This is a genomic window from uncultured Williamsia sp. (assembly GCF_947494875.1).
Taxonomy (GTDB): Bacteria; Actinomycetota; Actinomycetes; order Mycobacteriales; family Mycobacteriaceae; genus Williamsia_A.
The window spans coordinates 873984-886798 of the sequence record NZ_CANLWM010000001.1 but is presented as its reverse complement, the minus strand read 5'-3'; the positions used below and the strand labels follow the sequence as shown (position 1 = coordinate 886798).

Genomic DNA, 12815 nt, shown 5'->3' with positions numbered 1-12815 from the left:
GGTCAGCTCGAGATGGGGATGCCGTCCCACTCGTGGTCGTGCATGAAGGCCTCGGCCAGACCGACCTTGTACTTGAGGCACATCCGCGCGATGTCGATGTAGGCGATCGGCATCATCACCGCGGGCAGCGGGTCGCGACGGTTGGTGATGACGTCGTCGGTGGCGCGGAAATCGCGGAGGAACCCACGCAGCGTGTTGCCCTCCAGCGACGACTTCTTCCAGCCGTAGAGCCCCATCCCGAAGCCGATCATCTTGCGGGTGCCCAGCTCCGGGCTGATCACCTCGTCGGTCTCGCCGAAGAAGGCGAGGTCGACGCGGTGGTGCGGCTCGAACATCATGATCCCGCTGGTGCCGCGAGGGTTGCACTCGATGGTGAACAGCGCGCCGTCGTCGCCGACGATGAAGTCGAAGCCGACCTGGCCGGTGAACCCGACGCGCGCGATGAAGTCCTCCACCCAGGTCGTGATCGCCGGGTGGTCGATGGCCTCGAACGCGATGCACGAGTTGCCGTCGATGGCGTACCAGACGGGATAGACCGTGTGCGCCAACACCTTCCCGTCACGACACACCGAGTAGGTGCAGAACTTGTCGCCCTTGAACCACTCCTGCGCGATGTAGGGGTTCGTCGGCGAGAACTCGATGTCGTCGGGGATCTGCCCCGGGATCACCTTGCGCACCTTCTGCGATCCACGGGAGTAGCACTCCTTCAGCGCGAACGGCGTCTCGAAGTCCAGAGCCCGCAGGTCCTCTGCCGATCGCACCTGAGCGAACTTCAGTGTGGGGATGCCCATCTCGGTGAGCACGCGCTGGAACTCGTACTTGTTGTGCAGGTTGTTCTCGGTCTCGAAATCGGACAGGAACAGTTCGCACGTGTCCGGGAACTCCTCGCGCATCTGCGCGATGATGTCGGTCTCCTCGTGCACCGGGATCACCATGTCGATGGACCGCTCGCGCACGATGCGGGCCAGTTCGCGGCAGTACTCCCGCGGCGCGAAGGTCGGCGCGGGCACCCGCAGGCACGCGTCGACGGCATTGGAGAACCGTGAGACGGGCAGCGCGATGCTGTCGACGACGGTGACGCTGTGGCCGCCGGCGGCCATGAGGCGGGCGATGTCGAGGGTCAGGAACGACCGGGCGAACGTGATGAGGACACGCTTGCGCGTGGGGGCCATGGGACTCCGTAGGTAGCACCGCGAGAGGGGGTCGGATCAGCGAACATGCTAGCCTAACCAACGGTCCGCCAGATCGGCCGCGCAGCGCCCAGACCAGGCAGTTCGGCCACAAATCCTGCGGGTGGAGGTGCAGCGCCATGTTCGTGATCGGCATCCTCTTCGCCTCGCTCGCCGCCATCGGCTACGGACTCTCCTCGGTTCTCCGCGCACTGGGTGCGCGCCGCGCGGCCGTCGCCGCGCGGGAGAAGGAGGGCTCGCGCTCCACCACGGCCGCGGGCGGCCCGTCGATGCAGTCCACGGCGGAGACCCTGCGCGACCCCGCCTTCCTCGTCGGCACCGCGATGGTGGTCCTCGGCTTCGGTGGCGGCGCGATCGCCGCCCGGCTCCTGCCGCTGTTCCTCTCGCAGACCATCGTGTCGGCGAACCTCATCGTCACGGCCCTCCTGGGCACCGTCGTCCTCAGCGTCCGCCTGCACGCCCGCGACTGGATCGCGATCGTCGCCGTCATCGCCTCGCTGTGCATGTTGGGTGCCGCGTCCGGTCGGCACGCGACGGAGACCACCGAGTCGTTCGGCTTCCACTGGGGTCTGCTCGCCGCGACCCTCGTCGTCTGCGCCATCGCGGTCCTGGTGATCTACCGCCTGGGTGCGCGCGGCTCGATCCTCGCCGGTGCGGCCGCGGGACTGCTCTTCGGTGTCATCGCGATCGCGGTGCGCATCCTGCGCGGTTTCGACCCGTTCTCGCCGCTGACCATCCTCTCGGATCCCGCCGCCTGGACCATCGCGATCGCGGGTGCCGTCGGGTTCTACGTGCACACCGTCGCACTCCAGCTCGGAGCCGTGAACGGCGTCACCGCGGTCCTCGTCGTCGGCGAGACCGCGGCCCCCGGCATCATCGGCGTCGTCTTCCTCGGGGACAAGGCGGAGCCGGGTCTCGAGTGGTTGGCCGTCGTCGGGTTCATCGGCGCGGTGGTCGGCGCGGTTCTCGTCGCCTACTACAGCTCCGACGACGCCGACCACTTCGGTGAGGCCCCGCCGACGGAGGGCGGCTGGCGCCGTCGGTCTCGCGATCGCCGGAAGGCGGACACGGAGTCCTCCCAGCAGGGTTCCGCCTCGCAGGACGCTGCAGGACCGGACGATCCCGACACCGACCGCGGCGCCGACGGCCGGTCGGCACGCGAGGGCATCGACCACCTCTGACCAGCGATCGGCAATTGCCTGTCGAGGGTCACAAATTGCGCGCTGCTCGTCTGTGAACTGCGCGTTCCCTCCGCCGGCCCCCTCTGTTCACCCCTGATTCAGGTGTACCTTCGCGGACGTGTTCTGGGGGGAATCGAGAGTTCGACGTGCCGGCGGTATGACGGTCGCGGTGGCGATGACCGTCGTGGGGGCGACGCTGACGGGGGTCGGTGCCGCGGGTGCGGCACCGCCGATGCCGTCGGTGGTGTCCATCGGGCTGCCGCGGTCGTCGGGTCTCGCGCAGCCCGTCGCGCAGGAGACGGGTGTCGGCGACATCAACGACACCGTGCGGCGGTTCGGGGTGGTCGGCACCGATCTCGGCGTCACCTGGGACGACGGGCACGGTGGGGTTCTCGCCGCGTTCGGTGACACCGCCAACTTCGACGGGCGGTCGCTGCTGCGGGGCGAGCTCTACGGGTTCCGGTCGAACGTGCTGCTGCGCAGCACCGATCGCAACCTGGCCGACGGCATGCGCTTCGACAGCGGCGTGATGGCGGCACCGGGCCTCGCCAAGCAGGTCCTGGTGCCGGACTACCGCCGCGAGATCACGGTCCTGCCGACCGGCGGGATCGCCGCGAACGGTCGCCAGTACATGACGTACATGGCCGTCAAGAGCTGGGGCGGCCCCGGGGAGTGGGTCACCGACCGCGCCGGCGTGGCGTACTCCGACGACGACGGTCAGAACTGGGTGCGACCGCCCGACGCGATCCGCCCCAACGTGGGCGGCAACAGCAACTTCCAGATGAGCGCACTGCTGAAGGTCGGCGACACCGTCTACGTGTACGGCACCCCGTCAGGCCGCTTCGGCGCGGTGCGGCTCGCGCGCGTGGCCGCGTCCAAGCTGACCGATCTCGGTGCCTACGAGTACTTCTCGAACGGGAAGTGGGTCAAGGGCGACGTCAACGCGGCGACCCCGATCATCGGCGCACCGACCGGCGAGATGTCGGTCGCCTACAACGCCTACCTCGGGAAGTACGTGTCGCTGGCGACGACGAACACGATCGTCGCGCGCACGGCGCCGTCTCCGGAGGGGCCGTGGAGTCCCCCGCGGTCACTGATCAACGCCGCCGAGATCAACAGCGCTTACGCCCCGTTCATCCACCCGTGGTCGAACGGCAAGGACCTCTACTTCACGGCGTCGCTGTTCCAGATCTACAACGTGCTGCTCTGGAAGGTCCCGCTCGACGCACTGCGCTGAGCCTCCCGGCGTCGCGCCCACCGGCGGATCACCCAGGCCTGCACCAGCAGGACACCGGCCGCCAGCCCCCATCCGAGCAGGATGTCGAAGACGTAGTGCTCGCCGGTGTAGACCAGCGTGAACGCCATCGTCAGCGCGTACCCGAGGAACAGTGTCCGCCCGAGCGCACGCACCCGTGGCCACATGAACAGCGCCAACAGCATGGTGAGTCCCGCATGCAGCGACGGGATCGCGGCGACGAGGTTGGCCTTCGACTGTCCGACGGTGAGCAGCGTCGACGCGGCCTTGATGTTCAGCACGTCCCAACCGCGCGCGGAGATCCGCTCGACGTAGGGCGCCGCTGCGGGGTCGTCGGGTCGGACAGGGCCGAGGAGACCGCCGGACGCCGGAGGGATCTCCGACTCCATGCACGGCGGGTCACGGGGGCTGTCGACCACCTGCTCGGCGGTGCAGCGTGCCGCGGCCCACGGTGGGGCGGCCGGCACCAGGGTGTAGCCGACGAGGGCGAGGAACGTCGTCGCCACGAACGCGACCGCGTACCGGCGCCATGCCCGACGGTCTTTGAGCCAGAGCACCCCCGCCACCGCGTACGGGATCACGAAGTACGAGACGTAGACGACGCTGGTGATCACCTCCCACCACGGTGGCTGCGCGTCCTTGATGTGCGACTGCAGCCACACCGTGGGGTTCACCCCGAACATCCAGTGGTCGACGTCGGGCGCGAGGTGCCACCGCGTCGGCATGTCCATCCACTGCGCGACGTTGCGGGTCAGGTCGTAGAGGAACAGCACCGCGGCGAACGGCAGCCAGTCGACGATCACGGTGGTGATGCGGCGGCGACCGATGCTCGCGGCGGCCAGTCCCAAGCACATCCAGATGATCAGGCGGGTCCGGTCGAACGCGAGACCGTGGACGGTGAACTGCCACAGCATCACGGCCAGCCAGAGCCCGACGGCGACGCGACGCCAGGTCCGGGCGCGCTGCCACCAGGGACGCAGCACGGGGTTGTCGGTGGTCTCGACGGTCGGTGCGTCGATCGCGGCGTCGGTGGTCTTCCGCTCGCCGGAGATCGTCACACGCACACCCTTCGTCGGCGGTTCGCCCTCTGTTCACCTGTCGGTCACCCCATCTTGTCCGATGACGAGTTCGGCGTCATGTCCGGCACGCGCCCGGGCCGCGTGCCGTCGCTACCATCGGACCGATGGCGCTGACGATGGTCGACCGCATCGCGGCCCGGATCGGGCGGCGGTTCGCGACGTATCCGACCGCCGACGTCCCCACCGGGCAGCTCGTCGACCTGCCCGGCCGCGGGACCACGTTCGTGACCGACAGCGGTCCCGACGACCCCGACGCGACACCCGTGATGCTGCTGCACTCGGTGATGACGACGGGGCTGCTCACCTGGTATCCCGCCCTCCCCGACCTCACGCGTCGGTTCCGCGCGATCACGATGGATCAGCGCTGGCACGGCCGCGGGATCACCTCCGAGACGTTCTCGCTCGACGACTGCGCCGACGACGTCGTCGCCCTGGCCGACGTCCTCGGCATCGACCGCTTCGTCGCCGCCGGGTTCTCGATGGGCGGCGGCATCGCGCAGCTCGTCGCCCACCGACATCCCGACCGGGTGCGCGGTCTCGTCCTGGCGGCCACCGGCCCCTACTTCGGCACCCGCAACAGCGGACACCGCGCCCTCGATGGCGTCACGAAGCTCGTGACGCGTCACCTCGTGCACCGACTGCCCGGCCTGCCCTCCGAGGCCCTCGACGAGCGCGGTCTCGCAGACGGCGCCTGGGCTCTGCGTCAGGTGCGCGCCGGACGGCTGTCGCGGATGGACGAGATCGGTGACGGTCTCGGCGCCTTCGACTCGCGGGAGTGGTTGTCCGACATCGCCGTCCCGACCGCGGTCTGTGTCACCACCGCCGACCGCGTCGTGCCCCCGGCGCGTCAACAGCTGCTGCTCGACGGGATCCCCGGCGCCGCCCGCGTCGACGTCCCCGCCGGCCACGCCTGCTGTGTACTCGAACCCGACGCGTTCGTGGGGCCGTTCGTGCGGGCGTGCGAGCACGCCGCGGGCCTCAGCACGACCGCCGTCGCCGACGGCATCGCCGATTCGACGCCCGGCGGGGTGTCGTCGCCCTAGGGTCACCACCATGAGCACTCCGGAGACCACAGCCCCCACAACGGATGTCATCGTCGTCGGAGCCGGTTCGGCCGGCGCGGTGATCGCCGCGCGCCTCACCGAGGACCCCGGGACCCACGTGACGCTGCTGGAGGCCGGCGGTCCCGACAAGGACAAGTTCATCCACATCCCGGCTGCGTTCGCCCAGCTCTTCCGATCCGAGAACGACTGGGACTACTTCACCGTCGACCAGCCCGAGCTGAAGCAGCGCGCCATCTACTGGCCGCGCGGCAAGACCCTCGGCGGGTCCAGCTCGCTCAACGCGATGATGTGGGTGCGCGGTTTCCAGGCCGACTACGACGCGTGGGCCGCCGCCGCCGGTGGACGGTGGGGATACGACGAGGCCGTCGAGTACTACCGCCGTATCGAGAACGCGCCGTGGTCCGACGACCCCGACCACGGGCACGGCGGGCCGATGGAGATCTCGCAGCAGCGCAGCCCGAGTCCGCTCGACGAACTGTTCCTGCGCGCGACCACCACGCTCGGTTATCCGACCGTCACGCCGAACACCGCCGTGCCGCATGGCTTCTCGCGCACCACAGTCACCCAGAAACGAGGTGCCCGGTGGAGCACCGCCGACGCCTACCTGCGCACGGCGACCTCCCGCGACAATCTCGACCTGCACACCGGCGCCCACGTGACCCGCATCCTGTTCGACGGGACGCGGGCGATCGGCGTCGAGGTGATCGAGAACGGCACGCGCCGACAGATCCACGCCCGCCGCGAGGTCGTCCTCTGCGGTGGCGCGGTCAACAGCCCCCAGGTGCTCATGCACTCCGGCATCGGCGACGCGGAGCACTTGCGGGGCTTCGGCATCGACGTCGTCGCCGACCGTCCGGACGTCGGCGCGCACATGCGCGACCACCTCGCCGCGGGGATCACCAAGAACACCGACGAGGCCACGCTCTACCGCGCGACGAAGATCCCGGCCCTGGTCAACTACCTGCTGCGCCGGCGCGGGTTGCTCACGTCGAACGTCGCCGAGTGCTACGGCTTCGTCCGCACCGGTCTCACCCCCGACAGCGAGCTCGCCGACGTCGAGATCCTGTTCGTGCCGGCCCCGTTCCTCGGCGAGGGTCTCGTCGAACCGACCGAGGACGGCATCACCATCGCCGCCGTCCTTCTCCAGCCGCGCAGCACCGGATCCGTGCGGCTCACCGGCAACGACCCGATGGCGCCACCGATCATCGACCCGATGTACCTCTCCGACCCCGACGGTCTCGACCGGGCCACCCTGAACGCCGGCGTCGAACTGTGCGCGCGGATCGCCGAGACCGCACCACTGGCCGACGTCATGGGATCGCGGTGGCTGCGTCCCGCGCTCGACGGTTCGCCGACGCGCGACGAGGTCGTCGACGCCGCGGTGAACACCGACACCCAGACGCTCTACCACCCGGTGGGTACCTGCCGCATGGGCACGGACGACGCCTCCGTCGTCGACGCAGAGCTGCGCGTGCGCGGCGTGACGGGCCTGCGCGTCGCCGACGCGTCGGTGATGCCGGTCATCATCCGCGGCCACACCAACGCACCGGCGATCATGATCGGCGAGAAGGCCGCCGACCTGATCCGCGCCTCGGCCTGAGGTCCTACCCGACCGGGACCGACGTCAGCGGTCGCACCGGGCGAGCAGGGCCTTCACCTCGTCCTCGATCGCGCGCATGAAGGGCCAGGCGTCGGGCATCTGCTCCTTGCACGCGATCGCGCCGAAGTTCATCTGCCCGTCGCAGGACATCACGGTCAGGTTCAACCCCACCCCGTCCGCGATCGGGCCGAGGGGGAACAGCGCCCGGATCCGCGACCCCAGGAAGTACAGCGGGAACGACGGACCCGGGACGTTGGAGATGATCACGTTGACCGCGACGGGATGGCGGTCGGCCAGGTGGTAGTTCGAGTAGAGCCGCACCAGTGCCCCGATGGTCATCGGCGGGATCAGCTGGGCCCACCCCCGCAGCAGTGTCGCGTCGAGGGCTTTGTTGTGCGACTTCGCACGCGCCGACGACTCTCGCATCGCCTCGATGCGTGCGACCGGATCGTCGACGTCCGTCGGGAGCGTCATCATCATCGCGGTCACCTTGTTGGTGCCCGCGACCACGAGTCGGTCGTCGTCATCTTCGTCGTGCGTGGACACCGGCACCGCGGCGACGAGCGGCTTGTCCGGGAGGTCGTCGGTCTGCTCGAGGTACTCCCGCAGCCCGCCCGCGCACACCGCCATCACCACGTCGTTGACCGTGACGTCGAAGTGGTTCTTGATCGTCTTGATGTCGTCGAGCGAGATCTGCGTGAAGGCGATCGACCGGTGCGGGGTGATGGTCCCGTTGAACGCGACCCGCGGTGCGCTGAACGGCGCCGGCATCGCCTCGTCGTTCCGTGACCGACTGATCCACTGGAACGGCACCCGCGCCGTCTGCGGCAGCATCCGCGCGATCGAGATGGGACGACGGAGTGCGAAGTTCACCAACCCGTCGGCCACCAACCCCGGCAGCGACGCACCCCCCGCCGACGCGCCGACCTTCTCCTCGTCGAGGTCCGGTGCCTCGGGGGTGAGTGAACACAACTGCGCCAACAGGTCCGCGGCGGACACACCGTCGACGCTCGCGTGGTGCATCCGCAGCATGATCGAGATGTTGCCGTGGGGGCGGCCCTCGATGACCCACAGCTCCCACAGCGGCTTGCTGCGGTCGAGCGGCACACCAGCGATGTGGGCGCAGAAATCGGCGAGCTCGGTGTCTCCACCGCTGTCGGGAAGCGCGACGCGGTGCACGTGGCGCTGGATGTCGAAGGACCTGTCCTCGATCCACACCGGGTGGTCGAGGTTGAACAGGGAGTCGTGGAGTTTGCGACGGAACGTCGGCATCGCGGTGATGCGCCGTTCCATCTCGCTCAGCATCCGGTCGAACGACCACCCGCCGGGGACCGTCGACGGGTCGATCTCGATCATCCCGACGACCTGCATCAGCATCGACCTGGTCTCCAGGTAGAGGAACGACGCGTCGAGTCCACTCAAGCGCTCCATCGAGACCACCCCTGTCGCCGATGCCGCGCACCTGCGCGGACGCTCCCATAGTGGTCCCGTCGCACGCCGGTGTCACCCGTTCCGACAACCCCGTCCGACTAGGGTCGGACACATGCGATTGGGAGCCCATGTGCGCAGTGACGACGATCCGATCGGGGCCGCCGAGGAGCTCGGCGCCGACCTCCTGCAGATGTTCGTGGTCGACCCGCAGGACCGGAAGATGCCGGCCCCGACCGACCACCCCGACGCCGACCGGATCCGCTCGTCACCGATCGACGTGGTGGTGCACTCGTCGTACATCATCAACGTCGCGAGCCTGAACAACCGGCTGCGGATGCCCTCGCGCAAGGCCGTCGAGCAGCAGGCGAAGGCGGCCGCCGATCTCGGCGCCATCGGCCTCGTCGTGCACGGCGGCCACCTCCGCGACGGCGAGGACGCCGCCGAGGGATTCCTGAACTGGCGCAAGCTGTTCGAGCGCCAGGCCGACAAGGGCGGGTTCGCAGTCCCGATCTTCATCGAGAACACCGCCGGCGGCGACAACGCGATGGCCCGCCACCTCGACGCCGTCGAGCGCCTGTGGGAGCAGGTGGGCGACTTCGACGACGCCGGGTTCTGCCTCGACACGTGCCACGCCTGGGCGGGCGGCGAGGACCTCGTCGGCATCGTCGAACGGGTCAAGGACATCACCGGCCGCATCGACCTGGTCCACCTGAACAACTCCCGCGACGAGTTCGACTCCGCCCGGGACCGCCACGCCAACCTCGCCGACGGGCAGATCGACAACGACCTCCTTGTCGAGGTGGTGCGGACCGCGGGCGCCCCGGTGATCCTCGAGACCCCGGGCGAGGGTATGGCCGAGGATCTGGCATACCTGCGCGAAGCCGTCTGACCAGGCAAATCGGACGTAGCCAAGGGACCGCACGTGTGGTTATGCTGCCCTCAGTGACATCGGATAGGCAGGGCTAACCTGCTCGTCGAGTGAGGGGATCGCATGTCGGTCATGACCGAGCATCTCGGTTCGCGCGTCGTGGGGACGTCTCCGACCGCCGACGTCGAGACCTGCCTCGCCGACCTGCGCCCCGGCACCACGGCTGTCATCGACCGTCTGTGCGAGGAGGCCGACGCCGCCACCGCGCGCCGATACTTCGACCTCGGTTTCGTCCCGGGAGCGCACGTCCACGTCGTGCGTCGCGCTCCCCTCCGTGGACCCGTCGTCGTCCGTGTCGCCGGGTACGAGATCGCGCTGCGCCGCAACCAGGCCCGGTGCATCAAGGTCGACTCCGCGCAGGCTCTCGCACCCCGGTGACCCACGGCCACCACGGTGGGTCCGCCACGGCGGACGTCCCGGCGGGCACCCTCCGCCTGGCCCTGGTCGGCAGTCCCAACTCGGGCAAAACGACACTCTTCAACGCACTGACCGGTCTCCGCGCCAAGACGGGGAACTACCCCGGCGTCACGGTCGCCCGATACGAGGGGCGAGTGACCCTCGGTGGCGACTCCGGCGCCGACGTCGTCGTGCTGGAGGACCTGCCCGGCACCTACAGCCTCGACGCGATCAGCCCGGACGAGCAGATCGTCGCCGACGTCCTCGACCGCGACCACCCCGAGTTCGACACCCCCGACGCGCTGATCGTCACGCTCGACGCGACGACACTGCGCCGCTCATTGGGAATGTTCGCGCAGGTCATCGGGACCGGTGTGCCCACATGCGTGGTGCTGACCTTCACCGACGAACTGATCCGACGCCAGGGCGGGATCGACATCGCGGCGTTCTCCCGAGCACTCGGGGTGCCCGTCGTCGCCGTCACCGGTGGTCGGCGTTCCCAGCTCGGTCCGCTGCGCGATCTGCTCGCGGACCCGTCGTCGTGGTCGACCCCGGTCGTCGACCCGCCCACCGCGGTCGACGAGGTCGGCGGCTGGATCGAGTCGGTGCTCACCGCGTCGTCGTATCGGATGCCCGAACTCGACCGACGCACCCGACGGATCGACGCCGTCCTGCTGCACCCGGTGTGGGGGACGATCGTCTTCTTCGTGACGATGTTCGCGTTCTTCCAGATCATCTTCACCGTCGCCACCCCGCTGCAGGACCAGGTACAGGCGTTCTTCACCTTCCTCGGTGACCAGGTGCAGCAGCACGTGACCATCGGTTGGCTCTCGAGCTTCCTGTCCGACGCGCTGCTGGGCGGCGTCGGATCGGTGTTGGTGTTCCTGCCGCAGATCGCCCTGCTCTTCATCCTCATCGCGGTGCTCGAGGGCGTCGGCTACATGGCACGTGCCGCGTTCCTGATGGACAAGGTGATGTCGACCGCGGGCCTCGAAGGACGCGCGTTCGTCGCCCTGCTGTCGTCCCTGGCGTGCGCGATCCCCGGGATCATGGCCACCCGCACGCTGCCGTCGATGCGCGACCGGATCGCCACGATGATGTCGGCGCCGCTGATGACGTGCTCGGCGCGGCTCACCGTCTACGTCCTGCTGGTCGGCTTGCTCGTCAGCCGCGACGCGAAGGTCGGACCGTTCGGCGCGCAGGGTGTCGTCATGTTCGCGCTGTATCTCGGCGGCGCGATCTCGGCGATGGTGAGCGCCTGGCTGTTCAGCCGCTTCCGGCGCGGGGCCGGACCTCTGCTGCCGTTCTACATGGAGATGCCGCCCTACCGGTTGCCGTCGGTGCGGTCGGTACTGCTCAGCGTCTACGACGCCTGCAAGGGGTTCGTGCGCAAGGTCTTCGTCATCATCTTCCTGACCACCGTCGCCCTGTGGCTGCTGCTGAACCTGCCGACCCGCTCGGACGCCGAGTTCCGCGCCGCGGGCATCGACCCGAACAACGACACCGCCACCTCGTCCTACGTCATCGACCACAGCGCGGCCGCCGACGTCGGCCGGTTCATCGAGCCGGTGTTCGAGCCCCTCGGCTTCGACTGGCGCATCAACGTGGGCGTGCTGGCGTCGCTCTCGGCGCGCGAGACGTTCGTCGCCACCCTCGGCCAGGTGGCGGCGGCCACCGACCCCGACGACCCTGCGCAGGCCCTGAAGGCGCTGAAGGTCACCGACGGCCCGCGAACCGGTCAGCCGCTCTTCACCGCACCGACCATCGCCGCCTTGCTCGTCTTCTTCCTCTACGCCTTGCAGTGCATGTCGACGATCGCGGTCCTCCGCCGAGAGTCGGGGTCGTGGCGATGGCCGGCCCTGGCGTTCGGCTACCTCTTCGTCATCGCCTGGGGCATGGCGTTCCTCGCCCGGACCATCGTCGCCGCGGTCGTCTGATGGCGATCCCCGTTCACCCCGAACCCGTCGCCGACGACCCTGCGACGGTCCGGTGGGTGGTCCCCGGCGGGTTGCTCCCGCTCGTCGGCGCACCCGCCGCCCTGCCCCCGTCCCTGGACGCGCTGGCCCGCGACGGCATCGTCGAGTCCGTGATCGTGGAGTCGGCTGCGGTCCGGGTGACCCTGGCCTCCGGCCACACCTGGCGCGCGGACGGTTCCCGCGTCCGCGGCGCGCTGCTCGCGGACCTCGAGCAGCCCGCGGACTGGTCGGCCGCGCAACCCACGAGCGCCGACGACGTGCTCCGAGAAGCCGCGCGAGAGGTCCTCGACGGCGACGTCGGCGCGTTCGTCGCGTCCCACGGTGGCGCGCTCAGGGTCGTCGACGTCGCCGACGGCGTCATCACCGTCGACCTCGCCGGGGCCTGCTCACACTGCCCGGCCGCGGACGTCACCCTCACCGATCGTTTCGCCGACGCCGTCCGCGTGCGCGCCCCGCAGTTGCGGGAGGTGCGGGCCGCCGACGGGCCCGCCGACCGCGGCCACCTGCGACGACTGCTGCCGCTCCTGCCCTGAGTCGGGCCCGCACCGCGCCACTTTCCTGCGTCGATGCGGCGCAGATCACACCGAGGAATCCGTGGTTGTTCGCGAACGCGGTGGGCAGGTATATTCGGGTTATTACTGGTGAGTAACTTACCGGTCGGCCAAGTTCCCGTGCCGACGGCGGGCCTCGCCTCCGCTCGAACCCACCTCGGCGA

Annotated in this window: 11 protein-coding genes; 8 read left to right on the top strand and 3 right to left on the bottom strand. The window is 69.4% G+C overall.

Features of this window, described 5'->3' with window-relative positions; translation table 11 throughout:
- Positions 1-2 precede the first annotated feature (2 nt).
- On the bottom strand, positions 3-1172 hold the full coding sequence (locus tag Q1A98_RS04230; RefSeq protein WP_299570115.1) for an ATP-grasp domain-containing protein: 1170 nt from the start codon (positions 1170-1172) through the stop codon (positions 3-5).
- Positions 1173-1309: 137 nt separating this feature from the next.
- Between Q1A98_RS04230 and Q1A98_RS04225 the strand changes: the two genes are divergently transcribed.
- Together Q1A98_RS04225 and Q1A98_RS04220 are read left to right on the top strand one after the other, a co-directional pair.
- Positions 1310-2371, top strand: a complete 1062-nt coding sequence (locus tag Q1A98_RS04225) for an EamA/RhaT family transporter (RefSeq protein ID WP_299570113.1) — start codon at positions 1310-1312, stop codon at positions 2369-2371.
- A 157-nt stretch (positions 2372-2528) separates the two neighbouring features.
- On the top strand, positions 2529-3608 hold the full coding sequence (locus Q1A98_RS04220; RefSeq protein WP_299570111.1) for a DUF4185 domain-containing protein: 1080 nt from the start codon (positions 2529-2531) through the stop codon (positions 3606-3608).
- Here the strand turns inward: Q1A98_RS04220 and Q1A98_RS04215 are convergent.
- Positions 3563-4609: a phosphatase PAP2 family protein gene (locus Q1A98_RS04215; protein WP_299570570.1), complete on the bottom strand. Its 1047-nt coding sequence runs from the start codon at positions 4607-4609 to the stop codon at positions 3563-3565. The genes Q1A98_RS04220 and Q1A98_RS04215 overlap by 46 nt on opposite strands.
- 200 nt (positions 4610-4809) lie before the next feature.
- On the opposite strand from Q1A98_RS04215, the gene Q1A98_RS04210 reads away from it, so the two are divergent.
- Together Q1A98_RS04210 and Q1A98_RS04205 are read left to right on the top strand one after the other, a co-directional pair.
- A complete protein-coding gene (locus tag Q1A98_RS04210) occupies positions 4810-5748 on the top strand; it encodes an alpha/beta fold hydrolase (protein ID WP_299570109.1) in 939 nt (312 codons plus the stop codon).
- Between the two features lie 10 nt (positions 5749-5758).
- Positions 5759-7369: a GMC family oxidoreductase N-terminal domain-containing protein gene (locus tag Q1A98_RS04205; RefSeq protein ID WP_299570107.1), complete on the top strand. Its 1611-nt coding sequence runs from the start codon at positions 5759-5761 to the stop codon at positions 7367-7369.
- A gap of 24 nt (positions 7370-7393) precedes the next feature.
- Here the strand turns inward: Q1A98_RS04205 and Q1A98_RS04200 are convergent, their stop codons facing one another.
- Positions 7394-8800 carry a wax ester/triacylglycerol synthase family O-acyltransferase gene (locus Q1A98_RS04200; RefSeq protein WP_299570106.1) on the bottom strand — a complete coding sequence of 469 codons (1407 nt, stop codon included), beginning with the start codon at positions 8798-8800 and terminating at the stop codon, positions 7394-7396.
- Between the two features lie 112 nt (positions 8801-8912).
- Between Q1A98_RS04200 and Q1A98_RS04195 the strand changes: the two genes are divergently transcribed.
- The 4 genes from Q1A98_RS04195 to Q1A98_RS04180 all read left to right on the top strand — a co-directional run bounded on the left by Q1A98_RS04195 (position 8913) and on the right by Q1A98_RS04180 (position 12633).
- Complete coding sequence (locus Q1A98_RS04195; protein WP_299570104.1) at positions 8913-9689, top strand: deoxyribonuclease IV; 777 nt, start codon at positions 8913-8915, stop codon at positions 9687-9689.
- Positions 9690-9800: 111 nt separating this feature from the next.
- Complete coding sequence (locus Q1A98_RS04190) at positions 9801-10106, top strand: FeoA family protein (protein WP_299570102.1); 306 nt, start codon at positions 9801-9803, stop codon at positions 10104-10106.
- Positions 10103-12061, top strand: coding sequence for a ferrous iron transporter B (locus Q1A98_RS04185; RefSeq protein ID WP_299570100.1), 1959 nt, complete (start codon positions 10103-10105; stop codon positions 12059-12061). Before Q1A98_RS04190 ends, Q1A98_RS04185 begins: the two co-directional genes overlap by 4 nt.
- A complete protein-coding gene (locus tag Q1A98_RS04180) occupies positions 12061-12633 on the top strand; it encodes a NifU family protein (protein WP_299570099.1) in 573 nt (190 codons plus the stop codon). The genes Q1A98_RS04185 and Q1A98_RS04180 overlap by 1 nt, the downstream gene beginning before the upstream one ends.
- The last annotated feature ends 182 nt before the right edge of the window (positions 12634-12815 follow it).